Annotated in this window: 24 protein-coding genes and 1 pseudogene; 16 read left to right on the top strand and 9 right to left on the bottom strand. The window is 62.5% G+C overall.

Annotated features, from left to right (window positions below; translation table 11 throughout):
- Positions 1-131: 131 nt before the first annotated feature.
- The 6 genes and pseudogenes from ACSZOQ_RS08975 to ACSZOQ_RS08950 all read left to right on the top strand — a co-directional run bounded on the left by ACSZOQ_RS08975 (position 132) and on the right by ACSZOQ_RS08950 (position 4,040).
- Positions 132-683 (top strand): hypothetical protein, encoded by a 552-nt coding sequence (locus tag ACSZOQ_RS08975; RefSeq protein WP_439925666.1) that lies wholly within the window; start codon positions 132-134, stop codon positions 681-683.
- Entirely contained in the window at positions 680-901 is a 222-nt protein-coding gene (locus ACSZOQ_RS08970; RefSeq protein ID WP_439925665.1) for a hypothetical protein, read from the top strand. Before ACSZOQ_RS08975 ends, ACSZOQ_RS08970 begins: the two co-directional genes overlap by 4 nt.
- Positions 902-1,373: 472 nt before the next feature.
- Positions 1,374-1,595 (top strand): helix-turn-helix domain-containing protein, encoded by a 222-nt coding sequence (locus ACSZOQ_RS08965; RefSeq protein ID WP_439925664.1) that lies wholly within the window; start codon positions 1,374-1,376, stop codon positions 1,593-1,595.
- Positions 1,595-1,762, top strand: a pseudogene (locus ACSZOQ_RS08960) (hypothetical protein); the annotation flags it as partial. The gene ACSZOQ_RS08965 and the pseudogene ACSZOQ_RS08960, both read left to right, overlap by 1 nt.
- Before the next feature lie 26 nt (positions 1,763-1,788).
- The gene (locus ACSZOQ_RS08955; RefSeq protein ID WP_439925663.1) at positions 1,789-2,925 is read left to right on the top strand and encodes a tyrosine-type recombinase/integrase; all 1,137 of its coding nucleotides are present in this window, start codon (positions 1,789-1,791) and stop codon (positions 2,923-2,925) included.
- Positions 2,926-2,972: 47 nt separating this feature from the next.
- The gene (locus tag ACSZOQ_RS08950) at positions 2,973-4,040 is read left to right on the top strand and encodes a ComEC/Rec2 family competence protein (RefSeq protein WP_439925662.1); all 1,068 of its coding nucleotides are present in this window, start codon (positions 2,973-2,975) and stop codon (positions 4,038-4,040) included.
- Positions 4,041-4,161: 121 nt separating this feature from the next.
- Here the strand turns inward: ACSZOQ_RS08950 and lexA are convergent, their stop codons facing one another.
- Both lexA and ACSZOQ_RS08940 read right to left on the bottom strand, forming a co-directional pair.
- Positions 4,162-4,866: a transcriptional repressor LexA gene (gene lexA, locus ACSZOQ_RS08945; protein WP_439925661.1), complete on the bottom strand. Its 705-nt coding sequence runs from the start codon at positions 4,864-4,866 to the stop codon at positions 4,162-4,164.
- A gap of 158 nt (positions 4,867-5,024) precedes the next feature.
- Positions 5,025-6,239, bottom strand: coding sequence for a molybdopterin molybdotransferase MoeA (locus tag ACSZOQ_RS08940; RefSeq protein WP_439925660.1), 1,215 nt, complete (start codon positions 6,237-6,239; stop codon positions 5,025-5,027).
- A 500-nt stretch (positions 6,240-6,739) separates the two neighbouring features.
- Here ACSZOQ_RS08940 and ACSZOQ_RS08935 point away from each other — a divergent pair, with 500 nt between their 5' ends.
- A complete protein-coding gene (locus tag ACSZOQ_RS08935; protein WP_439925659.1) occupies positions 6,740-7,132 on the top strand; it encodes an SPW repeat domain-containing protein in 393 nt (130 codons plus the stop codon).
- Here ACSZOQ_RS08935 and moaC read toward each other — a convergent pair whose 3' ends face one another.
- From moaC to ACSZOQ_RS08915, 4 genes are all read right to left on the bottom strand, one after another.
- Positions 7,133-7,633, bottom strand: coding sequence for a cyclic pyranopterin monophosphate synthase MoaC (gene moaC / locus ACSZOQ_RS08930; RefSeq protein WP_439925658.1), 501 nt, complete (start codon positions 7,631-7,633; stop codon positions 7,133-7,135). It abuts the gene before it with no gap.
- A 146-nt stretch (positions 7,634-7,779) separates the two neighbouring features.
- Positions 7,780-8,604: an indole-3-glycerol phosphate synthase TrpC gene (gene trpC, locus ACSZOQ_RS08925; protein WP_439925657.1), complete on the bottom strand. Its 825-nt coding sequence runs from the start codon at positions 8,602-8,604 to the stop codon at positions 7,780-7,782.
- A gap of 12 nt (positions 8,605-8,616) precedes the next feature.
- Complete coding sequence (trpD, locus tag ACSZOQ_RS08920; RefSeq protein ID WP_439925656.1) at positions 8,617-9,630, bottom strand: anthranilate phosphoribosyltransferase; 1,014 nt, start codon at positions 9,628-9,630, stop codon at positions 8,617-8,619.
- Between the two features lie 38 nt (positions 9,631-9,668).
- Positions 9,669-11,576 carry a SurA N-terminal domain-containing protein gene (locus ACSZOQ_RS08915; RefSeq protein ID WP_439925655.1) on the bottom strand — a complete coding sequence of 636 codons (1,908 nt, stop codon included), beginning with the start codon at positions 11,574-11,576 and terminating at the stop codon, positions 9,669-9,671.
- A 244-nt stretch (positions 11,577-11,820) separates the two neighbouring features.
- On the opposite strand from ACSZOQ_RS08915, the gene tpiA reads away from it, so the two are divergent.
- The 5 genes from tpiA (at position 11,821) to ACSZOQ_RS08890 (ending at position 17,058) form a co-directional block, all read left to right on the top strand.
- Positions 11,821-12,573: a triose-phosphate isomerase gene (tpiA, locus tag ACSZOQ_RS08910; protein ID WP_439925654.1), complete on the top strand. Its 753-nt coding sequence runs from the start codon at positions 11,821-11,823 to the stop codon at positions 12,571-12,573.
- A gap of 138 nt (positions 12,574-12,711) precedes the next feature.
- On the top strand, positions 12,712-13,101 hold the full coding sequence (secG, locus tag ACSZOQ_RS08905; protein WP_439925653.1) for a preprotein translocase subunit SecG: 390 nt from the start codon (positions 12,712-12,714) through the stop codon (positions 13,099-13,101).
- Between the two features lie 164 nt (positions 13,102-13,265).
- Positions 13,266-14,897 carry a CTP synthase gene (locus ACSZOQ_RS08900; RefSeq protein WP_439925652.1) on the top strand — a complete coding sequence of 544 codons (1,632 nt, stop codon included), beginning with the start codon at positions 13,266-13,268 and terminating at the stop codon, positions 14,895-14,897.
- 89 nt (positions 14,898-14,986) lie between these two features.
- Positions 14,987-15,850: a 3-deoxy-8-phosphooctulonate synthase gene (kdsA, locus tag ACSZOQ_RS08895; protein WP_439925651.1), complete on the top strand. Its 864-nt coding sequence runs from the start codon at positions 14,987-14,989 to the stop codon at positions 15,848-15,850.
- Entirely contained in the window at positions 15,847-17,058 is a 1,212-nt protein-coding gene (locus ACSZOQ_RS08890; RefSeq protein ID WP_439925650.1) for an MFS transporter, read from the top strand. Before kdsA ends, ACSZOQ_RS08890 begins: the two co-directional genes overlap by 4 nt.
- Positions 17,059-17,066: 8 nt before the next feature.
- Here the strand turns inward: ACSZOQ_RS08890 and ACSZOQ_RS08885 are convergent, their stop codons facing one another.
- Both ACSZOQ_RS08885 and queF read right to left on the bottom strand, forming a co-directional pair.
- Positions 17,067-18,260 (bottom strand): MFS transporter, encoded by a 1,194-nt coding sequence (locus ACSZOQ_RS08885; RefSeq protein WP_439925991.1) that lies wholly within the window; start codon positions 18,258-18,260, stop codon positions 17,067-17,069.
- 161 nt (positions 18,261-18,421) lie between these two features.
- The gene (queF, locus tag ACSZOQ_RS08880; protein WP_439925649.1) at positions 18,422-18,910 is read right to left on the bottom strand and encodes a preQ(1) synthase; all 489 of its coding nucleotides are present in this window, start codon (positions 18,908-18,910) and stop codon (positions 18,422-18,424) included.
- Positions 18,911-19,020: 110 nt separating this feature from the next.
- On the opposite strand from queF, the gene ACSZOQ_RS08875 reads away from it, so the two are divergent.
- From ACSZOQ_RS08875 to eno, 4 genes are all read left to right on the top strand, one after another.
- Positions 19,021-19,482, top strand: coding sequence for a hypothetical protein (locus ACSZOQ_RS08875; RefSeq protein WP_439925648.1), 462 nt, complete (start codon positions 19,021-19,023; stop codon positions 19,480-19,482).
- 43 nt (positions 19,483-19,525) lie between these two features.
- On the top strand, positions 19,526-19,804 hold the full coding sequence (locus ACSZOQ_RS08870; RefSeq protein WP_439925647.1) for a hypothetical protein: 279 nt from the start codon (positions 19,526-19,528) through the stop codon (positions 19,802-19,804).
- Complete coding sequence (locus ACSZOQ_RS08865; protein WP_439925646.1) at positions 19,792-21,033, top strand: O-antigen ligase family protein; 1,242 nt, start codon at positions 19,792-19,794, stop codon at positions 21,031-21,033. Before ACSZOQ_RS08870 ends, ACSZOQ_RS08865 begins: the two co-directional genes overlap by 13 nt.
- A 72-nt stretch (positions 21,034-21,105) precedes the next feature.
- The gene (gene eno / locus ACSZOQ_RS08860) at positions 21,106-22,389 is read left to right on the top strand and encodes a phosphopyruvate hydratase (protein WP_439925990.1); all 1,284 of its coding nucleotides are present in this window, start codon (positions 21,106-21,108) and stop codon (positions 22,387-22,389) included.
- A 77-nt stretch (positions 22,390-22,466) separates the two neighbouring features.
- Here the strand turns inward: eno and ACSZOQ_RS08855 are convergent, their stop codons facing one another.
- Positions 22,467-23,144: a hypothetical protein gene (locus ACSZOQ_RS08855; RefSeq protein ID WP_439925645.1), complete on the bottom strand. Its 678-nt coding sequence runs from the start codon at positions 23,142-23,144 to the stop codon at positions 22,467-22,469.
- Between the last annotated feature and the right edge of the window lie 321 nt (positions 23,145-23,465).

Raw genomic sequence — 23,465 nt, 5'->3', positions numbered from 1 at the left:
CACGAGGCCGGGGGCGAACGCGCTGTCCAAGGCGTAAGCCCAAAAGCGTTCGACGTGTTCTCGCACGTGATCAACCCCCGGCTGTCCGTCTGTCACGGGCTACGGCTTGATCAGCCAGCGAGAACCAACCAATGACGACATCACAAGAAGAAGCGGACGAACTTTTGCGCGAATGGCAAGAGCGGCGCCGAAGCAGCATTGCGGCCGAGCGTCGTTTAGACGAACTTTTTCGCGAATGGCAAATTGCGGCCGAGCGTCGTTTAGACTTAAAAAGAGGAAAAATTAATGATGGCGAAGTTACAATCCGACGCGTTGAAGTAGGGTTTGCCCTCTTCGTCTGGTTTGCTTCGTTACGTGAAGAGCTTCGCGCCCGCACCGGTGTTCACAGCACCGCGCCCCAACCAGCATCGAACCCACAGGCCCCACTGTTCGTCGGCACTCGCGCCAAGCCCCTGCCGAGATATGCCGAGCGTGATCGCAACGGGCGCGTGTGGTTTCGCGTGGACCGATGCGCGCGTGTGCAGTTGCCAAAGGATCCGACGACGCCGGAATTCCGCGCCGCATATAACGCGGCGCTGGTTGAAGCCGCCGCCAGCGAGCCCGACCACGACGACTGGAGCGAGCTGGAGGCGATGCACAGGGCACAGCGACGCGGTACGGCAAAACATGGAGGACAACGATGAGCGAACCCATCACGATCGAGCGCCTTGAGCGCGGGCTTGCCCTGTTGGCGTATCTGATCGAGTTGGATGGACCCGTACACGCTCCTCTATTCGAGAAGCTTGAACGCGAGCTTGAGGCACTTCGATCGCGTGAGGACACCGTGGTTCGCGCCAAGCGGCTGCTAGAAACTTACAGCGGCCGAAATCCCTGCCTCTCGCTCCCGCCGCCGAGTGAGTGAGCGAGGCGTTTCCCGCGTCGGCAAGGGAGGGGCTACCATCATGGTGGCCCCTTTTCGTTGGTGTTGAACCGGCTGCTGATCGTGATGTCACCAGAAGGCTGCAGCGAACCCGCGATCAGCGCAAGCTATGACCGCGAAACTTGTTAGCGAAAATTTTTTTGCGCCTGGAAACGGTCGCTGGGTGACAGCAAGTTTCTGATTTTACTCGCCTGGGATGTTCCTATTACGCGCGAGTTTCTGGACGCTCGTTAGACGCTTGTTACCGACTATCGCGCGCGTCAATTTTATGTTTGGCTGCATCCGTCCATAAGCATTCACAGTGCGGACAAGCACAGGAGAAGAGAAACTCGCACGAGAACCCGGCTTGGCAGCTGGGGGAGGAGGCAATGTTATGGACCAACCATCACCGCTGCATCTAGCGGCAGCAGGTAGCAGCACCACGGCATACGTAGCGCCATCGCAGCACGCTCCGATGGCGTTCTCGATCTCGGCAGCCTGCAAGGTTGCGGGTGTTGGCCGCACCAAGATTTATGAAGCAATCGCATCAGGTGACCTACGCGCGCGTAAAAACGGTGCAAAAAACCTGATACTGCGCGAGGAACTTCAGCGCTGGCTGGAAAGCCTTCCAACTGAGAAGGCCATCGCCGAGCTGATGGCGGCTAAAGCCCCACCGATCGCGGGAGCCGCTGGCTGATGTCGCGCGATCTAATGGACGGCAAGGCGGCCGCCCTCCGGCTGAACATCACCGAGGATCATCTCAGCGCGTTGGTGCAGGACGGCGAGATCAGCTACATCAACGTTGGGCGCGGCAAAAAGCGCCCGCGCCGCCGGTACTCCGAAGAGGACCTCGCGGCGTTTCAAGAAAGCCGGAGGGGGAGGGAAGTACCGTGTCAGTCTATCGGAACAAGAGATCGCCGTTCTACCTCTATGACTTCCAACTCAGTGGTGATCGGGTTTACGGCTCGACGAAATGCACGAATCGGAAAGACGCCGAGCGCTTCGAATCGGTAGAGCGTGATCGCGCCAAGGCGCTGTTAAAGGCGATGAAGCGTTCAAAGTCATCGCTGCAGATCGACGACGTCGCCGATCGACTTTGGATTGATCAGGCACAATACGATTCCGATCCGAAGGCGACGGAGACCAACCTGGCGCGCCTGATCGCCTATTTCGGCGAGACGAAACCGCTCACCGAGATCGACCACGCTGAGGCTAAGAAGCTGGTAGCGTGGCGCCGCGGTCATCGCATCTCACGGCGCGGCAAGCCCATCAGCAAAGAGCAGCGGGCCGCGCTGCCGCTGATCGCTAACGCCACCGTCAACCGCAGCGCTACTAAGGTATTGCAGCGGCTCTTCACGTTCGCCAAGGCTGAGGGAACTCAATTCGAGAGCGAGCCGAAATGGGACGATCTATTGCTGCCCGAACCTGCCGAGCGCATCCGGGAGCTGAAGAGCGAAGAGGCAACCGCGCTCGATGACGCGATGCGTGAGGACTACGGACCGTTCTTCGATTACGTACGCGCCAGCGGCATGCGGTTGCGGGAGTGCGTCACCCTGCGATGGGCTGAGGTGGATTTCGGCGCGCGCCAGATTGTGCGGCTCGGCAAAGGCGGCCGGCGCGTCGTGTTTCCGATCACCTCGCATGTCCGCGAGATCCTGTTTCCGCTGCGGGGCCAGCACGCCGAATTCGTGTTCACCTACGTTGCCGTCTGCAGCAATAAGCGGCTCGGCCGCGTGAGGGGCCAGCGCTACCCGCTAAGCTACAACGGTGCCAAGACGGCGTGGCAGCGGATACGCGCCAATGCTGGTCTGGCTGACTTCCGCTTCCATGACTTCCGGCACGACTTCGGGACCAAGCTGTTGCGCGACAGCGGCAACCTCAAACTGGTGCAGAAGGCGATGAACCACAGTGACATCAAATCGACGCTCCGCTACGCGCACGTGCTCGACGAAGATGTCGCCGCCGCCGTCGAGCGGCTCGCTGAATCCCGGAAAAACCCCCGGAGCAAGGCGCGTAAGGTCAGCTAGCATGTTGAAGACACAAACGATTTTTGGATGCGCCGCCGAGTTTTCAGATGTCGTTCGCGGCGACGCTCGGGCTGGTGGCGCTGGTCCAGGTTGGGATGCCGAAATTGTTCGCAACGCCAGATCACTCGCCGACAGCGCGAGCGGCGCTGTGGGGCGGCCGCGAAATTCTCACTTTGGCGCTGGCCTCCTTTATCGCCGGACTCGCGACGACGCCCTATGCAGCGTTCCATTTTCACCGCGTGACGCCGTACGGCGTGGTTGCTAACCTGCTGGCGATGCCGGTGGTATCAGCACTCGTGATGCCGGCGGGACTTCTGGGACTTGCGGCGATGCCGTTTGGTTTCGACGGCATATTCTGGCGGCTGATGGACTTCGGCATCGAATGGATGATCGTGGTCACGCAATGGGTCGCGGCGCTTCCGGGCGCCATCGGTCACATGGCGGCGTTCGGCACGGGCCCGCTGGTTGCGGCCACAGCCGGCATCATCCTGCTCGGGCTACTCAGAACGCCGCTGCGCTGGAGCGGCGCGGCCATCATAGGCCTGGCGATCGCATGGTCGCTGGCGGTGAAGCAGCCGGATATTCTGGTCTCCGCCGATGGTCGCAATGTCGGCGTACGAGGCGGAGACGGCCGGCTGCGGCTCATCCGCACGGGCAAAGATGCTTTCACGGTCAAGGAATGGTTGGCCGCCGATGCGGACGGACGTGGGTCTGCCGATCCCACGCTTGCAGAGGGCGTCTCATGCGACGACGCGGGCTGCGTGGTTCAGGTGAGCGGAGGTGGAGTTGTCGCGCTGGCGCGGCGTCCCGACGCGATGGAGGACGATTGCATGCGGGCAGCGGTGATGGTGACGGCATGGCAGGCTCCGGAGGGCTGCCTTGCGCAGGTCATCGATCAGGACCAGCTGCGGCGGGAAGGCACCCTGGTGCTGCGGCGAACCTCCGGCGATGCAAAACACCACTTTGTCGTCGATGCAGTCAGGCCCGATCATGTCAGCCGGCCCTGGTCACCTGCCATCGGCGATGAAAAGCCGGTACGCATTGGCACCCGATCGGAGCCGGCGCGCTCGATCGATGCGACGCCCGCGACCGACGATCTCCAGCCGGACGACTGAACGATCCGCCGCGGTCAGAGCCTCGCCGCCTCTGACAAAATCAGAAGCGAGGCTACGTGATTTCGATTTGATGCGTTTTCTTCACGCGAATCGGTATCAATCCCCGGATCGGGATCATGCTCTAGTATTTGCGGTAGATGCCGATCAGCTTGCCCTGGATCTGGACGCGGTTGGGCGGAAGGATACGAACTTCGTAAGCCGTGTTCGCGGGCTCGAGCGCGATCGAAGCCCCGCGGCGGCGGAAGCGCTTCAGCGTCGCTTCCTCGTCGTCGATCAGGGCAACCACGATGTCGCCGGTTTCTGCCGTTTCGTTGCGTCGGATCAGCGCCATGTCGCCGTCGAGGATTCCAGCCTCGACCATCGAGTCGCCGCGCACCTCGAGCGCGTAGTGCTCGCCGTTGCCGAGCATGTCGGGTGGTATGCTGATGGTGTGGCTGCAGGTCTGCAGCGCCTCGATCGGTGTGCCGGCAGCGATGCGTCCCATCACCGGAACGGCGACCGGACGCTCTGCATCGTCGACGCCAGCGCCGCCGCTGCTCCGCCGGACCTTGCCCAGATTGCCTTCGATGACGCTTGGCGTGAAGCCCCGACGGCCACCGCCGCTGGCGGCGAGTTCCGGCAGCTTGATGACCTCAATGGCGCGGGCGCGATTGGGCAGGCGGCGGATGAAGCCGCGTTCCTCCAGCGCCGTGATGAGGCGATGAATGCCGGACTTCGAGCGCAGATCGAGCGCATCCTTCATTTCATCGAACGAGGGCGGCACGCCGGATTCCTTCAGCCGCTCGTTGATAAAACGCAGGAGTTCGTACTGTTTGCGCGTGAGCATCCTCACCAGTCCCCGGTTTGTGCCTGCCGTCCAATTCCGGACACCGGCTTGCAGCCTTGCGTCCAGCGGCACGAGTATTCGAAACAAATCATGAACGGACACTATATGTTCGATATGTGTTCCGCAACCCTTTAATTTAACGTCAACAAAACGAGGTTTTACGACAGTGAGAGCTTAATGATCGAGCAGGGCTCGCCTTTGCTTGCCGCAGGCGCAAACGGCGCGCGGACCAACAGCGCTTCCGCTGCAGCGAGATTTCCCAGTAGCGAACTATCCTGATGCCCGACCGGCGTGACGATCGGTAGCCCGTCGGGCGAGTGGGCGAGCCGGGCGCGCAGATAGTCCTGCCGGGCTTGGTTGGCGGTGACATCGCTTCCGAGTATCGCCCGTTCAACGCGATGGTGGACGTCCTGACGCCCCGACAGCGCGCGAATCAGCGGCACCATGAACAGGAACGCGCAGATGTAGGATGAGACGGGATTGCCAGGCAGGCCGATCACGCGCATTCCGCCGAGGCGTCCGTGCATCATCGGCTTGCCGGGTCGGAGCGCTATCCGCCAGAACGCGATCTCCACGCCCTCGGCCTCCAGCGCCCGTTTGACGAAGTCGTGGTCGCCGACCGACGCACCACCGGTGGTGACGAAGATGTCGGCGCCGCTATCGCGGGCGCGGCGGATTGCGGCTCTCGTTGCTTCCATGGTGTCGGCAGCGACACCGAGATCGTCTGCCTCGGCGCCTTCGTTCCGGGCGAGTGCGCGGAGACCGTAGCCATTGGACAGGATGATCTGGCCTGGACCGGGCGTCGTGCCCGGCAACACCAGTTCATCGCCGGTGGCGAGCACGGCGACTTTTGGACGGCGATGTACCGGTAAGTCCGGATAGTTCATGCCGGCAGCAAGGGAGAGGTGGCGATCGGTGAGATGGCTGCGGGTGTGGAGCAGGATGTCGCCTTCGCGAAAGTCGACGCCGGCAGGACGTATGTTCCGTCCCGCTGCGGTGGCTTCCTTGACGATGACGGTGTCGCCGTCGCGTTCCGTGTCCTCCTGGATCACGACGGTATCGGCGCTGTCCGGAACCACGCCGCCGGTAAAAATCCGCAGGGCTTCGCCCGCTTGCAGCGCGCGCTCGAGCGGCCGTCCCGCGGCGATCTCGCCGATCACACGCAGTCGCGCCGGAATCGTTGCGATGTCAGCCGCACGCACCGCGTAGCCGTCCATCGCTGACATCGCAACCGGCGGCTGGGTTCGGCGCGAGGGGAGATCACGCGCTAGCACCCGACGATGCGCGACCTCGAGACTGACCGTTTCTTCCGGCAACGGGTCGACTCCGGCGAGAACAGCCGCGAGGGCGTCGGCGACTGCCATCAGGGGCATGACTATCTTCTCCCAGGTTTCCAGCAGTCCGTTTCCGACATGCGCATCCCGTGTGAGCAGGTGTCTTTGCGAATGTTGGAATCAAAGGACCACTAGCAAATATTGATGACTAATGGAGTTTTGGACGATGCGCCTCGCGGGCGCGCCAATTTCATCTATAGAACTTGCGATCCGCAGACAACGGCGCCATGAGCCGAAATTCCGCCGATCGCACGTCCGCTTGAGGCTCCCAGGGAGCTGGAGCACGGTTCTCTGACAGGAGTTCATCCGTCAGATGAATTCCTGAGCCAAAATCATATCTGAATCATCATGTTGTTGGCATCTGTTGATTCAAGATCACAGCAAGCCGCAAGGTCGATGCTCCTCGAAACAGAACTGCGGAACCGTTTGCGGTCGGACCTTGTTGTACCGAAACCGCTGGCTGATCTTGTACGGCGCGATTGCCGCGAGCGGAGCGGAGGACCGCGCCGGTAAGGCGGGGGCAGACCGAGGAGGCACTCATGAAGTGGAAGTGGCGACGGGAATCGATCCTCGACGTCTACAATCTCGTGCTGGCCGTCGTTCTGTTCGCGACGCCGTGGTTTCTCGTCCGGGCCACGGCGGAGACGGACCTCGACCTCTGGGCGACCAGCGTCGCAATCGGCGCGGTTTCTGTGACGGCGCTGCTGGCTTTCGCTTGGTGGAAAGAGTGGCTCAACCTCCTGTTGGGGCTTTGGCTAATCGCGTCGCCATGGCTTCTGGGCTTCGCCCACACCCGTGCCATGCACTTCAGCATCGGCATCGGAGTTGTGGTGGCGTTCATGTCGGTGCTGGAAATATGGCTTGTCTACGACAAGGAAGACGAACTCCGCAATCCGGCGCCGCCCGAGAAGGATCGGCCGCTATTGTACTGACTAAGTATCTGTCACGAGGTAGTGGCCGGATTTGCCGCCTTTTTTCTCGACGAGGTGAATGCCTTCGATGCGGACGCCGCGTTCGACGGCCTTGATCATGTCGTAGATCGTCAAGCAGGCGACGGAAACCGCGGTGAGGGCTTCCATCTCCACTCCGGTTGGGCCGGACACTTTGACGCTGGCGCGCACCCGGCAGCCGGGCAGCTTTTTGTCGGTTTCGATGTCGAGCGTGACCTTCGACAGCGCCAGCGGATGACAGAGCGGGATCAGCTCCGATGTTCGCTTGGCCGCCATGATGCCGGCGATGCGCGCGGTGCCGAGCACGTCGCCCTTCTTGGCGTTGCCGCCCTCGATCAGAGCGAGCGTAGCCTTGGTCATGACGACCTGACCTTCGGCGACGGCGACGCGCTCGGTCGCCGGCTTTGCCGAGACGTCGACCATGCGCGCCTCGCCTTTGACATCGATATGGGTGAGGGCGGGTTTATCTTTCTTGCTGGCCATGTTTGTCTTTCACCCTCCCCTGGAGGGGCAGGGTCGAACGGCGAAGCCGTCCGGAATGGGGTGGATGTCCGTCAGGACGGGTTTGAGTATGGCGGCCTTTGTGAAAAGTCGCGAGACGTATTCAGCAACGATCATGCGCCGATCCCTCACGGCCTTGCCGCGCTTGCGCGGGCCGTGTCGTCACGCGCCAGCAGTGTGCGAGTTGCGGCGGTGACGTCGGCCTGACGCATCAGGCTTTCGCCGACGAGGAAGGTGGAGATGCCGACCCGTTCAAGCCGTGCGAGGTCGGCCGGCGCGAAGATGCCGCTTTCACCCACCATCAGGCGATCCTTCGGAATGTGTGGCGCCAGCGTTTCGCTGGTTTCAAGTGTCGTTTCGAAGGTGCGGAGGTTGCGGTTGTTGACGCCGATCATCGGCGACCGGAGCCTAAGCGCGCGATCCAGTTCCTCGCGATTGTGGATTTCGAGCAGCGCGTCCATGCCAAGATCGAGCGCTGTCGCCTCGATGTCTTTCGCCGCTGCATCGTCGAGCGCAGCCATGATGATCAGAATGCAGTCGGCCCCATGCGCGCGGGCCTCGACCACTTGATAGGTGTCGAACATGAAGTCCTTGCGCAGCACCGGCAGCGCCGTAGCGGCGCGGGCGGCAACCATGAAGTCGAGATGGCCCTGAAAGGAGGGCGTGTCAGTGAGAACGGAGAGGCAGGCCGCGCCGCCGGCCTCATAGGCGCGAGCGAGCGAAGGCGGATCGAAGTCAGCGCGGATCAGGCCTTTCGAGGGCGAGGCCTTCTTGACCTCGGCGATCAGGGCATAGTCGCCGCGGGCGAGCTTTGCGCGGAGAGCTCGGACGAAGCCGCGCGACGGTGACGCAGTCTTGGCGGCGGCCAGAATGTCGCTGAGGGAGCGCGCGCTCTTGGCGGCTGCGATCTCCTCGCGCTTGTAGGCTTCGATCTTGGTCAGGATGTCCGCCACGCCATTCCGTCCTTAATCGTTTGACACCGCGATCAGCCGCTTCAGCTTGTCCATGGCGGCGGCGCTGTCGAGTGATTTCGTGCCGAGCGCGACACCGTCCTTCAGGTCCTTCGCCTTGCCCGCGACGATCAGGGCCGCCGCCGCGTTGAGTAGGGCGACGTCGCGGAAGGCGCCGGGCTTGCCTTCGAGCACCCCGTGCAAGGAAATCGCGTTTGCTTCGGCGTCGCCGCCTTTCAGAGCATCGCCACCCGCGCGGGACAATCCGCCGTCCTCCGGCGTCACCTCGAACGAGCGGATATTGCCGTTCTCGAGCGCGGCCACGAAGGTCGGGCCGGCGAGGGTGATCTCGTCGAGGCCGTCGGACCCGTGGACGACCCACACCGAGTCGGAGCCGAGGTTCTTGAGCACCTGCGCCAGCGGCTCCACCCATTTCCGCGAGAACACGCCGACCATCTGCCGCGTCACGCCAGCCGGATTGGACAGCGGCCCAAGCAGGTTGAAGATGGTGCGGGTGGCAAGCTCGGTGCGGGTCGGGTTGACGTTCTTGGTCGCCGGATGGTGCGCTGGCGCGAACATGAAGCCGATGCCGGCCTCGTTGATGCAGCGGCCGACCTGTTCGGGCGTGAGGTCGATCTTGATGCCGAGCGCGGCGAGACAATCGGCAGCGCCAGATTTCGAGGACAGCGCGCGGTTGCCGTGCTTGGCGACCGGGACGCCCGCGCCTGCGACGATAAACGAAGCACATGTCGAGACGTTCACCGAGCCGGAGCCGTCGCCGCCGGTGCCGACGACATCGACCGCATCGGCCGGTGCCTTGACCCGCAGCATCTTCGAGCGCATCGCGGCGACCGCGCCGGTGATCTCGTCGACGGTTTCGCCACGTACGCGCAGCGCCATCAGAAGGCCGCCCATCTGTGAGGGCGTCGCTTCGCCGGACATCATGCGGTCGAACGCGGAGGAAGCCTCCTCGCGCGTGAGCGTTGCGCCGGTAGCGACCTTTCCGATCAGGGCCTTGAGATCGTCCATCAGATACTTTCGGAAAATGGCGGGCGCCGTCGACCCCGTCAGTTGTTGCTGGCGCCAGTGATCTGCGCCACCGCCGCCTGATTGACCGTGGTGCCAATCTCGGTTTCGAGTCTGGCAATGTACTGGCCGACGCCTTCATCCGACAGGCCGCGCTGGAGGCTGTCTTTCAGCTTCTTCATCTCATCGGAGGCGAGATCGAGCGGCGGCACCTTCACCTCGGTGACGCGGAAAACGACCCAATCGTCGCGCCCCGCGCCCGGTGCCTGCCCGGCTCCGCCTTTGGCCGTGCGGAATGCGGCGGCGATCACGGCGGCGGGCAGGCCCGCTTCCGTGGCATCGCGCTTGAAAGCGCTTGCACTCTCGACCTTGAGACCAAGGCCGGCTGCCTCGTCGGCGAGCTTGCCGCCCTGGTCCAGCTTGCGGACCATGTCCGTCGCCTTGGTCATCAGTCGGCTGCTGATCTGGTCCTCCCGCCATCCCGCCTCGACCTTGTCCTTGACCTCGTCGAGAGTGCGGTCGCGCGAGGGCGTGATGCCGAGTACGTCGAACCAGACGAAGCCGTTATTGCCGACTTGCAATGTCTCGTTGTCGACGCCGACGTCACTGGCGAATGCCTGCGCGATCAGCTCGACTCCCGGCGGAATCCCGGTGACGGGTTTGCCGTCCTGCGTGCGTCCGGAGCGATCGACGGCATCGATGGTGACTGCGGTGAGACCGAGCTTCTTGGCGGCGTCGACCACGCTGGCGCCGCCGCCGCGCTCGTCCTCCATCTTGTTGTGGAGGTCGTTGACTTCGGCACGTGCGCGATCGACCGCGATGTCGTGCTTCAGTTTCGTAGCGAGGCTGTCGTAGGTCGGCTGGTTGCCCGGTTCGATCTTGCCGACCTTGACGAGTGCGACACCGAACTTGCCCTGGATCGGCTGGCTGACCTCGTCGGTTTTCAGGGAGAAGGCGGCTTCGGCGACGGCGGGGTCGATAATCTCGGACTTGGAGATCGTGCCGAGGTTGACGTCGGAGGCGGCGAGACTGCGCTCCCTGGCGATGTCGTCGAAGGAGGCGCCGCTCGTGATCTTGCTCCGCGCTGCCTGGGCCTCGGTGACGTTGGGAAATACGATCTGCCAGAGCTGCCGCTTTTCGGGCGTGGACAGCTTGTCCTTGCGCTGCTCATAGACCTTTTTGGCGTCGTCGTCGGATACCGCGCTCCATTTCGCGATCCCCTCGGGCGTCATCACGACGAATGCAATCTTACGGAATTCGGGCGCGCGGAACTGCACCTTATGGGCGTCGAAATAGCCCGTCAGTTGTTCTTGCGTCGGCGGATCGATGGTTCCGGCCTGCGCTGCGCCGAGTTTGACATAATCGACAGTGCGCTGCTCGTTCTGGAAGTGGTTCAGCATTTCGAGAAGCGTCTTCGAGGGCTCGACGCCTGCTGCCACCGTGCCTGCGATCTCGCGGCGCAGCGTTGTATGCCGCTGTTCGGCGACGTAGCGCTGCTCGGTGTACCCCATCTGGCGGATCAGGCCCGCGAAGCGCGCCGGATCGAAGGCATCATTGGCGCCCTTGAAAGTGGGGTCGCTCATGATCTGGCGTTTGATCTCCTCGTCCGATGCATTGAGAGCCTTGCGCCGGGCGTCCTCGTCGAGCGCCGCCTCCGCGATCACCTGCTGCAACACCTGACGGTCGAGGCCGAGAGCCCTGACCTGATCGGGGGTCAGCGATCGCCCGAACTGGCGGCTGATCTGCTGCAGCCGATCATTGTAGATATTGCGGAACTGCTCGGTCGAAATCTCGGTACCACCGATGGTGGCCAGGGTCGATTGGCCGAAACCGTGGAAGATGTCCGCGATGCCCCAGATTCCGAAAGCCACGATCAGCAGGCCCATCACGATGGTCATGATGGTCTTGCCGAGCCAGTTTGATGAGGCGTTGCGTATTCCGCGAAGCATGAGTCCGTCTTTTGCAGGAGGGAAGTGGGCCGCACCTGGAGCGGAAAATCGCGCGAGGGCGTCACCGAGTTGATAACGCATCATAAAGTGGCAAGCGCGCCGTCGCAACCTCGGAGGAACGCCGCACCTGATACCGGAGACTGGCCCCAGCCGATAACGTCTGCTAGCAAGACCCTGCGAACTTCGTGCTTGGGGTTGCTTGTGCCGAGGTGGCAAAACTGTCGAAATCACCCATGAGAGATCCATGACCGGGCTGCGACCGCTGATTGCTGGAAACTGGAAGATGAACGGCCTCAAGGCTTCGGCCAGCGAGCTCGGCCAGATGATCGCGGGCGCGGACGGCCCCGCGCAAAAGGCCGATCTGCTGATCTGTCCGCCGGCCACGCTCGTGTTGGCTTTTGCGGGGGCGGTCCAGGGGTCGCCTTTGCGGATCGGCGCGCAGGATTGCCATCCCAAGCCTTCCGGAGCTCATACGGGCGATACCTCCGCCGAGATGCTGGCCGATTCGGGTGCTACGGCCATCATCGTCGGCCACTCCGAGCGTCGCGCCGATCACGGCGAGACCGATGTGCTTGTGCGGCAAAAAGCGGAAGCTGCGTGGCGGGCGGCGTTGATCGCCATCGTCTGCGTCGGCGAAACCCAGGACCAGCGCGATTCCGGTCAGACGCTGGAAGTGGTGGGACGGCAGCTTGCGGGCTCGCTGCCGGATGGCGCAACTGCTGCAAACCTCGTCGTTGCCTATGAGCCGGTCTGGGCGATCGGCACGGGACGCACACCCACACCAAAAGATGTGCAGGATGTCCATGGATTTATCCGTGATCAGCTCACCCAGCGCTTTAGCGGAGAGGGGACCAAGGTCCGTATTCTCTACGGCGGGTCGGTGAAGCCGTCGAATGCCGCGGAGTTGCTGGCGGTTCCGAATGTGAACGGGGCGCTGATTGGTGGCGCCAGCCTCAAGGCGGCAGATTTCCTTGGAATCGCCCAAGCCGTTGCCTGACCGGTTCAAATCGGGGCGAAGCGTTACCCTGCGGGGTGGCAACGTCCCGCCTGATCGTGTAGACACCCGCCCAGATATAAGCCCCGCAAGCTTGTGATTTCCGGCTAGCCGGCGCGTGCTTGTGATGGAAGGCCAGAGATGCAGACCGTAATTATCGCAATCCACCTGATGATCGTTTCAGCGCTGACCGTCGTCGTTCTGCTGCAGAAGTCTGAAGGCGGTGGCCTCGGCATGGGCGGCGGCGCCGGGTTCATGTCGAGCCGCGGCACGGCGAACCTGCTGACCCGCACCACGGCTTTCCTCGCCACCGGGTTTTTCATGACCAGTCTGTTTCTGTCCTGGCTTGCGGGCTACGACCACAAACCGGGTTCGATCCTGGATGCGGCACCGGCCTCACAGTCGCAGCCTGCGGGAGGCGCGGCGCCGGTCGCTCCGCCGGCCGGCGGCGGCATCTTGGATTCGCTGAAACAATCGGAGCATCCGGCCGCGCCGGCCCCCGCGGGTCCGCAGGCGCCGCGGTCGCAATAAAGCAGGGCACCATGCAGGATGGCGCTGCCGTCCTGCAGCAGCAGCCTCAGCCAAGAGACTGCAATCGTTTGAACTTTGAAGTCACCCACAGCCCATCCACGTTCCGGCTGACGGCTGCGATTGGCTTTGGCGAATCGACACGGGAGCCTTAAAGGTTGAGTCCCATGGCGCGCTATATTTTCATCACCGGCGGCGTGGTTTCCTCGCTCGGAAAAGGTCTGGCATCGGCAGCACTCGGCGCGCTGTTGCAGGCCCGCGGCTACAAGGTCCGCCTTCGCAAGCTCGACCCCTACCTCAACCTCGATCCCGGAACGATGTCGCCCTACCAGCACGGCGAAGTATTCGTGACCGATGATGGGGCCGAGACCGATCTCGATCTCGGTCATTATGAGCGCTTCACCGGGCGTCCCGCGACCAGGCAGGACAATATCACCACCGGCCGCATCTATCAGGACATCCTGGCCAAGGAGCGCCGTGGCGACTATCTCGGCGCCACGATCCAGGTCGTTCCCCACGTCACCAACGCCATCAAGGACTTCATCCTCAATGGCAATGACGGCTTTGACTTCGTGCTGTGCGAGATTGGCGGCACGGTAGGCGACATCGAGGGGCTGCCGTTCTTCGAGGCGATTCGCCAGCTCAAGAACGACCTGCCGCGCGGTCATGCGGTCTACGTCCACCTGACCTTGCTGCCGTTCATCCCGAGCGCCGGCGAGTTGAAGACCAAGCCCACGCAGCATTCGGTGAAAGAGCTGCGCTCGATTGGCATCCAGCCCGATATCCTGCTGTGCCGCACCGACCGTGAAATCCCGAAGGAGGAGCGACGCAAGCTTGGGCTGTTCTGCAACGTCCGTGAAAGCGCCGTGATTGAGGCGCGCGACGCCGACAACATCTATGCCGTGCCGGAAGTTTATCACGCTGCAGGTCTCGACGACGAAGTTCTGGCAGCGTTCGGAATCGAGCCGCGCGTGCCGCCGGCGCTGCAAAGCTGGCACGATATCAACGAGCGTGTCCGCAATCCCGAGGGTGCGGTGACGATCGCGATCGTCGGCAAGTACACCGGCATGAAGGATGCCTACAAGTCGCTGATCGAGGCGCTGTCCCATGGCGGCATCGCCAACAAGGTGAAGGTCAATCTCGACTGGATCGAGAGCGAAGTGTTCGAGAACGAAGATGCCGCGCCGTTCCTCGAACATGTCGACGGCATCCTGGTGCCGGGCGGGTTCGGCCAGCGCGGCGCCGAGGGCAAGATCAAGGCGGCGCGGTTCGCTCGCGAACGACACGTGCCTTATTTCGGCATCTGCTTCGGGATGCAGATGGCCGTGATCGAGGCAGCGCGGAATCTTGTAGGAATAGCTAACGCCAATTCGACCGAATTCGGCCCGACCAGCGAGCCGCTGGTCGGCCTGATGACGGAATGGCTGCGCGGCAACGAACTGGAGAAGCGCTCCAGGGCCGGCGACCTCGGGGGCACCATGCGGCTCGGCGCCTATCCGGCGACACTCACGCGCGGTAGCCGCGTCTCCGGAATCTACGGTGGTGCGCTCGAGATTTCGGAGCGGCACCGTCATCGCTATGAGGTCAACACCGCGTATAAAGACCGGCTGGAACAGCACGGCCTGCGCTTCTCGGGTCTGTCGCCCGATGGTGTGCTGCCGGAGATCGTCGAATACGAGGACCATCCGTGGTTCATCGGGGTGCAGTATCATCCCGAATTGAAATCACGGCCGTTCGAGCCGCATCCGCTGTTCGCCTCGTTCATCCAGGCCGCGGTGGTGCAGAGCCGGCTGGTGTAGGCCGCGCTTGAGGGGCCATATTCGAAATATACAAGCGGGTTGATCCCGTCGCTGCCGGCCTGCATGGTCGGCCAGCAAAGGAATTCACCTTGAATCAGTCCGTCACCGCAGCGCCCGTCGTCTCCGCCGGCTTCGTCACTTTCGGCCAGGATCGGCCGCTGTCGGTCATCGCCGGTCCTTGCCAGATGGAAAGCCGGGCCCATGCGCTCGAGGTGGCCAGCGCATTGAAGGAGATCGCCGCGCGCCTAAAGATCGGCCTCGTCTTCAAGTCCTCTTTCGATAAGGCCAATCGCACCAGTGCGTCTGGCGCGCGAGGAATCGGGCTGAATCAGGCGCTGCCGGTTTTCGCGGAGATCCGCTCGTCGCTCGGATTGCCCGTGCTCACCGACGTGCATGAGGCTGCGCAATGCGCCGAGGTCGCGCAGGCGGTCGATGTGCTGCAGATACCGGCATTCCTGTGCCGGCAGACCGACCTGCTGCTGGCGGCGGCGGCGACCGGCAAGGTCGTCAACGTCAAGAAGGGACAGTTTCTGGCGCCCTGGGACATGGCGAATGTGGTCGCAAAGATCACCAGCGGCGGCAACCGCAATGTGCTGGTGACGGAGCGCGGTGCGTCGTTCGGTTACAACACGCTGGTCTCGGACATGCGCGCGCTGCCGATCCTCGCGCGCACCACCGGCGCGCCTGTCATCTTCGACGCTACCCATTCCGTGCAGCAGCCGGGAGGCAAGGGTACGTCGTCCGGCGGCGAGCGCGAATTCGTGCCGGTGCTGGCGCGCGCGGCCGTCGCGGTCGGCGTCGCCGGTGTCTTCATCGAGACCCATCCCGATCCCGATCATGCACCGTCGGACGGTCCCAACATGGTGCCGCTGCGCGAATTCGAGGCGCTGGTGCGAAGGCTGATGGCGTTCGATGCGCTGGCGAAGGCAGCCGATCCGGCCTGCCCCAAATGACTTCGGTCACGTCGGCCGCGACCGGAAAGAACAAGTTGCCGCCGCTCCTGAACATCATCGCGCTGGCTACCTTCGCAGCGAGCCTGTCGACACGCGCGATGGACCCGGTGCTGCCGCATGTCGCCGACGATCTATCGGTGACGGTCGCGACCGCTGCCGGCCTGTCGGCGATCACCGCATTCTCGTTTGCCATCGTGCAGCCGCTGATCGGCGCGGCCGCCGATATTTTCGGCAAGGGGCGGCTGATGCTGGTGTGTCTGGTGCTGCTCGGCATCTCGAACGTCGCCGGCGCGCTGTGCACGTCCTACAGCGCGTTGTTCGTGACGCGCGTCTTCGCGGGGATCGCATCGGGCGGTGTTTTTCCGGTCGCGCTCGGCATGGCGAGTGATCTTGTGCCAGGTGCACAGCGGCAGGTGGCGATCGGCAGGACGATCGCGGGTACAGTGAGCGGCAATCTGTTAGGCGCCTCATTTTCCGGCGTGATCGGCGATCTCGTCGGCTGGCGCGGTGTGCTTGTCGTGCTCGGAGTATTGGTTCTGGCCGCCTCGATCGCCGTCGGGCTTGGATTTCGCCGCGGCAATGCGATCACGGCCTCGCGGCAGATGAAGTTCACCGATCTGCGGCACGGTTACCGACAGATCTTCAGTAATCCCAATGCGAGGGTCTGCTACTCAGCCGTTTTCATCGAAGGCTGCTGCGTGCTTGGACTGTTTCCTTACGTCGCGGCGTTTCTGTTCGAACTCGGCGAAACGCGGCTTTCGGTCGCGGGCATCGTCATCGCCGGCTTTGCTGTCGGTGGTCTGTTCTACACCATGACGGTGTCGCGGTTCCTGTCGCTGCTCGGCGTACGCGGCATGATGATATCAGGCGCGATGCTGGTGGCGGCGCAGATCGTCGCGGTTGGTTTTGGTCCGGACTGGCGCATCCAGATGCTCAGCTTCATCATGATGGGCTGGGGCTTCTACATGCTGCACGGCTGCCTGCAGGTGTTCGCCAGCGAATTGTCCGAGCAGGCTCGGGCGACTGCGCTGTCGCTGCATTCGTTCTTCTTCTACATGGGGCAGACGGCCGGTCCGATCGCCTACGGAGTGAGCCTGTCCTGGGCCGGAAAATTTCCGACGCTTGCTGCAAACGCCGTCGTCATCATAATTCTCGGATTGGTCTGCGCGCGGCTGCTGGTCGGGAAGGCTGGAGCGCCTGCTGTGTAGTCGTCTCATCAAACCGAGGACTGTGCGGCAGCCGGAGTGGATGCAGGCATGCCGGCGCAGGTCGGCCTGAGCACACTGCCAAAGCCGAGCCACAGGGCGAGTGAGGCCAGCGCGAAGCCACCGAGGCAGAGAAAGGCCAGGGGGTATCCGAGTTCCTGGGCAATCCAACCGCCGATTGCGGGGCTGAGCGCCGCGCCGATACCCTGGATCGTCATGAGGGCGCCTTGGCCGATATTGACGCGGCCGGTGCCGTGGAGGGTGCGCACGACGAGGCCCGGCACCGCCACGCTTTGCAGGCCCGCGCCGATGCCGTCGAGCGTCTGCACCGGAAACACGCCCCAACTTGTGATCAGGCCGGCAGCGATGGCGCCGCGCACGGGCAATGACAGGAACGAGATCAGCATCACCAGCCAGTAGCCTTTCTTCTCCGCAAGCCGCATGGCCAGCAGCGAGGTGAAAATCATGACGCTCTGCGCGATCACGATGGTCGTGGCCACAAAGCTTGCGGGTTCGGTTTGATGCTTCGCGACCACGGCGAGGCCGTAGAGCGGCAGCATCGCCGCGTTGCCGAGATGGAAGCACGCCAGTGCGGCGGCCAGCACCAGTAACGGCTTGCAACCGATCAGTACCTTGAAGCCGCTGACCTTGCCGGCGTGTTCACCGCCTTCATGGAGGCCGCGAGCTGCATCGTCGTTGATGGCGTCTTTCGGGATCATCATGACGCAGGCGATGGAGATGGCGCCGAACACGGCAGCGAGAATGAACACCGCGACAAACCCGAACTGCCATCCAAGATAACCTGACAGCGCAGCGCCCACCATGTTGCCGGCATGGTTGAGTGCCTGATTGCGGCCGTTCTGCCGGTTGAAACCCGCCTGCCTGACCATGCCGAGAGTGATGCCGGTGACGGCGGGCATGATCGCCGCGCCGGCGATGGCCGTTGCGATCTGGGATGATGCGACGACCCAGAAATCCTGCGACAGCAGAATGATCGCCGATGCCAGCACTGTGAAAATCCCGGGGACGATGACGTAGGCGCGCTTGCGCCGGGTGGCATCGACCATCGCGCCGACCGGCGTCGTCATCAGCGTCCCGGCGACGCCGCCGATCGTCAGGATGGTCCCGATCAGCCCACTCTGCCAGCCATGGGCGAGCAGAAAGACGCCAACAAACGGGCCGATCCCCGCTTGCATGTCGGCCATGAAGAAGTTCAGCGCCTCCAGCGGACGGATGCCGCGCGACGGCTGGTCTTGTGTCGGGCGGTTCACCGCATCTCCGATATCGCCGGCCTGCTTTCAGTCCGAAGGCAAGCGGGGAAGGCGCGGTGAAGTTCCATCCGCTGCGGGACAAGCGGGTGCTTTTTCTAGCCCCGTCCTCGGTAGGACGCGACGTCCTGGTCGGGAATCCAGACGCCCTTCGGCGCCGTGCCGGTTTGCCAGAACACGTCGATGGGAATGCCGCCGCGCGGATACCAGTAGCCGCCGATGCGCAACCATTTCGGCTTGACGGCGGCGGCGATGCGCTTGCCGATCGCAACCGTGCAGTCCTCATGGAACGCGCCGTGATTGCGGAAACTGGCGAGATAGAGCTTGAGCGATTTCGACTCCAGCAGCCACGGTCCCGGAGCATAGTCGATCACGAGATGCGCAAAGTCCGGCTGGCCCGTGACCGGGCACAGCGCGGTGAATTCCGGCGCCGTGAACCGCGCGACATAGTTGGTGCCCTTCTGAGGATTGGGCACGCGGTCCAGTTTCGCCTTCTCCGGTGAATCCGGCCACGCCACAGCGCGGCCAAGTTGCAGCGCGGTTCTCGAAACGCTAGATTTAGGCAATGCACGGGGTTTTCTGGCCATGAACTAGCTCCCTGTAGCGGTTTGATAGCCAATCCGGCGGCGCCGGTCACTTCCGCCGGCAGCCCTTTCGGTTTGCGCAGCTCCTGCAGAGTCCTGTAGAGAATGGCCAGATGCCAGATCAAGATCCAGATGTGCTTACAATGGAAGGTTCACCAAGCCGGCCCCGGCCACTGGCATCGAGCAGCGCTGCCGTACACTTGCCGGTTTATGTGATTCGTGCACTTGAAGAGCAGAACGAACACGCACGGGGCGAGTTTGCTCGCGCTGGTCTGGCATTCAAATGGATCACCGGATTCGATGCGGACGATCTCACGCTCGAACTCGATCGGCGTTATTTTTCCAAAGGTGCGCCTTTGACACCGAGTCAGAAATCTTGCGCGATTAAGCATGTGGCGGCGATGCGGTGTATTCGGAATAGCGGTGCCGATCGCGCATTCGTTCTGGAAGATCACATGGTCCTGTGTCTCGATTTTGTAACACGCGTCGAGGCCACGCTGGCGGAAGCCGATCGGGATTGGCCGCGCCCTAATATCCCGCATCTCGGCGCGGCAATACTGCCGCGTTCATATTGAAGCCGGGGAAATCCATATCTATGAAGGCGAGAGGGTTCGGTTTGTGGAAGCCTATGTCTTCGCCGCGTGTGAAGCCGTGTTGCGGCTGAATTGGATCGCGAGTCATCGCATCAGTTTGGCCATCCACGGTCAATACAACGTGTGCGATCCGGAGCTCGGCATTCCGTTCCTGTGGATCGAACCGCCGTTCGCGGAGCAAGGTAGCCTCACTGGCACTTTCGGGTCTTCGCTGGACGCCAAGAAGCGTCCGCAGTGGCAGCTGCGCCTCCGGTACCAGATCCAGAAATTCAAACGAAAGTATCTTTATCGATGGCTCAAATAACGCTGAGCGCGGACCGGACCGCTGGCCGCGCGCTCGCCGCTGCGGATTGGGTGCTGCCGGCCTTGCTGTTGGCCATTCCGGTCTCTACCACAGCTGCCGAGATTCTCTATTGGCTTTGGCTTGTGCTGGCCCTGATCGCAATCGGGCCGGAGCGGATCCGGTTCGAGCTACGCAGTCCTGCCGCTTCGATACCGGTTGCGATATTCATCCTAGGTTTGCTGGGGCTCGCCTGGACGATTGCGCCCTGGAAGGACGCATTCAAGCACCTCGGAATTTTCTCTCAATTCATCGTGATTCCAGTGCTGTTTGCGCAAATGAGGATTCATCCCAATGCGGCGCGGCCGTTGGTAGCCGTGCTGGCGGTCGCAGCCGTGATCTGGATATGGTCGGTGTTGTCACTGATCTGGCCGCATGGCGTCCCAGTGCCCAACGAGCCTGGGATCCCGCTGAAGAATTATTCGGTTCAGAGCATTCTGTTCTCCCTGTTGGCGTTCGGGCTTGCTCATTGGAGTGTCGCGTCATGGCGCGCCGGCGCCGGACGGACGGCGCTTCTGTGTGGTGGTGGTGCACTTTTATTGCTCGGAAATGTGATCTTCGTGGCTTCATCGCGAACCGTTCTGATCGGACTTGTTCCGTTGCTGATTCTGTTCTTTGTGCAACTCACCGGGTGGCGCGGATTCATCATCGGTGCAGTCATCGCGGCGGTAATCTGTGCGGTCGCTTGGTTCTCATCGTCTCATGTCCGCGAGCGAGTCATGAGCATTCCCCACGAAATCGAACGCTCCATTGATTCCGGCGAAGTCACCTCGGCGGGCGAGCGGCTGGTGTACTGGCAGAAGGCTCTGCATTTCGTCGCCGAGCGGCCACTGTTCGGTCATGGGACCGGATCGGCACCCGAACTCTACAGGCGGGCCGCGTCAGGTACCGGCATGAACGCCGAAACACCCGGTGATCCCCACAATCAGGTCCTGGCGTTCGCGATTCCATTAGGGATAGTCGGCGTAGCGCTGCTTGTTGCGCTTCTGATTGCACATGCGTGCCTGTTTTGGGGATCCGGACCTATCCACTTCACGGGACAAAGCATCGTGCTGCTTTATATCGTCACCGGGTTGTTCAACAGCCATCTGATGACATTCACCGAAAGCAAGATTTACCTGTTCTCGGTCGGCATTCTGGGGGGATTGCTGCTGTCTGGCATAATGGATTCGCCGCGCCAAAACGCGAACTGATCGGCTTTGCAGCGGCCGCGCAGTTCTTGTAGAAGCTGCGGCAACCATCCGTCCACGTCCCGGAGACTCTCAATGACTGCCATCGTCGACATCATCGGCCGCGAAATTCTCGACAGCCGCGGCAATCCGACCGTCGAGGTCGATGTGGCGCTCGAAGACGGCGCGATGGGCCGTGCCGCGGTGCCCTCGGGCGCCTCCACCGGCGCACACGAGGCGGTGGAGCTGCGCGACGGCGACAAGACCCGTTATTTCGGCAAGGGGGTGCAGAAGGCGGTCGATGCGGTGAATGGCGAGATTTTCGATGCCATTGGGGGCATGGACGCTGAGCAGCAGGTGCAGATCGACGATATCCTGATCGGACTTGACGGGACCGCGAACAAGAGCCGGCTGGGCGCCAACGCGATTCTCGGCGTGTCGCTGGCGCTGGCCCGGGCGGCGGCGGATTCTCTCGATATGCCGCTGTACCGCTACGTCGGCGGCGTCACGGCGCGGACGCTTCCGGTGCCGATGATGAACATCGTCAACGGTGGCGCGCATGCCGACAACCCGATCGACTTTCAGGAATTCATGATCATGCCGGTCGGCGCCAAAACCTTCTCGGAGGGTCTGCGCTATGGTTCGGAAATCTTTCACACTCTGAGGGCGGAGCTAAAAAAGGCCGGTCACAACACCAATGTCGGCGACGAAGGCGGCTTTGCGCCGAACCTGCCGTCGGCCAGCGCGGCGCTCGATTTCATCATGGGTGCAATCGTCAAGGCCGGTTACAAGCCCGGCGATGACGTAGTGCTGGCGCTCGATCCGGCCGCAAGCGAGTTCTTCAAGGACGGCAAGTATGTTTATGCAGGCGAGGGGAAGACCCGTTCGGTTGAGGAGCAGGCAAGATACCTTGCCAAGCTGGCGTCGGACTATCCGATCGTCTCGATCGAGGACGGCATGGCCGAGGACGATTTCGAGGGCTGGAAACTCCTCACCGACATGATCGGCAAGACGTGTCAGCTCGTCGGCGACGACCTGTTCGTCACCAACGTGACGCGGCTCGCGGACGGCATCAGGAACGGCCGCGCCAATTCCATCCTCATCAAGGTCAACCAGATCGGCACGTTGACCGAGACCCTGGCCGCCGTCGAGATGGCCTACAAGGCTGGCTATACCGCCGTGATGTCGCACCGCTCCGGCGAGACCGAGGATTCTACCATTGCCGACCTCGCGGTCGCCACCAATTGCGGGCAGATCAAGACCGGATCGCTGTCGCGTTCGGACCGCGCCGCTAAATACAACCAGCTGCTGCGCATCGAGCAGCAGCTTGGCGCTCAGGCGAGGTACGGAGGGCGCGCGGCGCTGAAGGCGCTGGCGTAACCGCGGCTAGCGGGCAAACAAAATGGCCGGCGCGCGGGGCGCACCGGCCGAATGCGACAGCGATGATCTTGCGCCGCTTACTGCGCCGGCGCTGCCGAGACCTGATCGGGCTTGGCAGGCCGCTTGACCCGATGAGCGCCTCCGCCAACCGCCTGAAGTACTGCCGCGATCGCCTTGCGATGGAGCCCGTCGGCCTTGTCTATGACGAAATGATTGTACTGGCCGCTTTCGTTAAGGTTGGACAGGCTGCCACGGAACTGCTTGCCGGCCTCAACGGGACGACCCCATGCCGTGGGCACGTAGAAATTGATGATTCGGCGGACATTCGGCGGAACCAAGTCCGGCGAGGTTGGATCGAAGTTTACGATCAGCGCCACCGGAACTTTGTTGTCATTCAGCTTGCGCGCCAGGGAAATCGTCGTGTCGGCACCGTACGAGTGGCCCATCAGAATAATAGGCTCTCGGTCGCCGGCACGATATCTTGCAATAATGCTGTCACCAAGCGAGGACCAGGACGTATAGGATATCGCCTCAGCGCTTACGCCGACGGCCTGGAGCTTCGTGGCCAGCTCGTCCATGCCCAACGAAAACACGTTGAACAGGCCCCGCATCAGGTAAACGTGACCCGGGCGATGTTGAGGCGCCGAGATGTGCGCGTTTGCGGAGCTTGACGGGAATGTACCGGTCGCGAGCAGGGTGAGGCTTACCATTGCGGCCCACAGGCCGCGGCGCGCAGGCGGAAAAATAGTCGGCATAAGTAAGTTCCCAGTTCAAGTGATCTGAGACCGCACTATACTTCGCCTTCGCGTTCGTCCGTCAATTGTGTGGCCATAAATCCTGTGCGTTGTGATTGATGTGGCTATAAATCCTGTGTGTTGTGATTGAAACGTCACACAGGGGGCCTGTTTCGACGCAAGGATTCGATCCTGCGGCCCAAATTTGGGGTATCCTGGTTGTGGTTGGAGAGCTGCTGAGACCTCTGCGCCTGACCGAACGCGTAAGATGACGGCGATGGAAGGTGACGGGATCGCATGATCGCGCGGCGGCATGTCTTTCATATTGGCGGATACGATCCG

The organism is Nitrobacter sp. JJSN, assembly GCF_051912485.1.
Lineage (GTDB): Bacteria > Pseudomonadota > Alphaproteobacteria > Rhizobiales > Xanthobacteraceae > Nitrobacter.
The sequence above is the reverse complement of the archived record's forward strand: the minus strand, read 5'-3'. Positions and strand labels throughout refer to the sequence as shown.

What these genes read in the sequence shown, in the direction of transcription:
- ACSZOQ_RS08855 (WP_439925645.1), bottom strand. Translation starts at nt 23,144, where the DNA reads ATGCCGACTATTTTTCCGCCTGCGCGCCGCGGCCTGTGGGCCGCAATG.
- ACSZOQ_RS08890 (WP_439925650.1), top strand. Translation starts at nt 15,847, where the DNA reads ATGACTTCGGTCACGTCGGCCGCGACCGGAAAGAACAAGTTGCCGCCG.
- ACSZOQ_RS08900 (WP_439925652.1), top strand. Translation starts at nt 13,266, where the DNA reads ATGGCGCGCTATATTTTCATCACCGGCGGCGTGGTTTCCTCGCTCGGA.
- lexA (WP_439925661.1), bottom strand. Translation starts at nt 4,866, where the DNA reads ATGCTCACGCGCAAACAGTACGAACTCCTGCGTTTTATCAACGAGCGG.
- ACSZOQ_RS08975 (WP_439925666.1), top strand. Translation starts at nt 132, where the DNA reads ATGACGACATCACAAGAAGAAGCGGACGAACTTTTGCGCGAATGGCAA.
- ACSZOQ_RS08950 (WP_439925662.1), top strand. Translation starts at nt 2,973, where the DNA reads ATGTCGTTCGCGGCGACGCTCGGGCTGGTGGCGCTGGTCCAGGTTGGG.
- queF (WP_439925649.1), bottom strand. Translation starts at nt 18,910, where the DNA reads ATGGCCAGAAAACCCCGTGCATTGCCTAAATCTAGCGTTTCGAGAACC.
- ACSZOQ_RS08970 (WP_439925665.1), top strand. Translation starts at nt 680, where the DNA reads ATGAGCGAACCCATCACGATCGAGCGCCTTGAGCGCGGGCTTGCCCTG.
- ACSZOQ_RS08865 (WP_439925646.1), top strand. Translation starts at nt 19,792, where the DNA reads ATGGCTCAAATAACGCTGAGCGCGGACCGGACCGCTGGCCGCGCGCTC.
- tpiA (WP_439925654.1), top strand. Translation starts at nt 11,821, where the DNA reads ATGACCGGGCTGCGACCGCTGATTGCTGGAAACTGGAAGATGAACGGC.
- trpD (WP_439925656.1), bottom strand. Translation starts at nt 9,630, where the DNA reads ATGGACGATCTCAAGGCCCTGATCGGAAAGGTCGCTACCGGCGCAACG.
- ACSZOQ_RS08935 (WP_439925659.1), top strand. Translation starts at nt 6,740, where the DNA reads ATGAAGTGGAAGTGGCGACGGGAATCGATCCTCGACGTCTACAATCTC.
- secG (WP_439925653.1), top strand. Translation starts at nt 12,712, where the DNA reads ATGCAGACCGTAATTATCGCAATCCACCTGATGATCGTTTCAGCGCTG.
- ACSZOQ_RS08885 (WP_439925991.1), bottom strand. Translation starts at nt 18,260, where the DNA reads ATGGCCGACATGCAAGCGGGGATCGGCCCGTTTGTTGGCGTCTTTCTG.
- ACSZOQ_RS08915 (WP_439925655.1), bottom strand. Translation starts at nt 11,576, where the DNA reads ATGCTTCGCGGAATACGCAACGCCTCATCAAACTGGCTCGGCAAGACC.
- moaC (WP_439925658.1), bottom strand. Translation starts at nt 7,633, where the DNA reads ATGGCCAGCAAGAAAGATAAACCCGCCCTCACCCATATCGATGTCAAA.
- ACSZOQ_RS08875 (WP_439925648.1), top strand. Translation starts at nt 19,021, where the DNA reads ATGCCAGATCAAGATCCAGATGTGCTTACAATGGAAGGTTCACCAAGC.
- eno (WP_439925990.1), top strand. Translation starts at nt 21,106, where the DNA reads ATGACTGCCATCGTCGACATCATCGGCCGCGAAATTCTCGACAGCCGC.
- ACSZOQ_RS08965 (WP_439925664.1), top strand. Translation starts at nt 1,374, where the DNA reads ATGGCGTTCTCGATCTCGGCAGCCTGCAAGGTTGCGGGTGTTGGCCGC.
- ACSZOQ_RS08940 (WP_439925660.1), bottom strand. Translation starts at nt 6,239, where the DNA reads ATGCCCCTGATGGCAGTCGCCGACGCCCTCGCGGCTGTTCTCGCCGGA.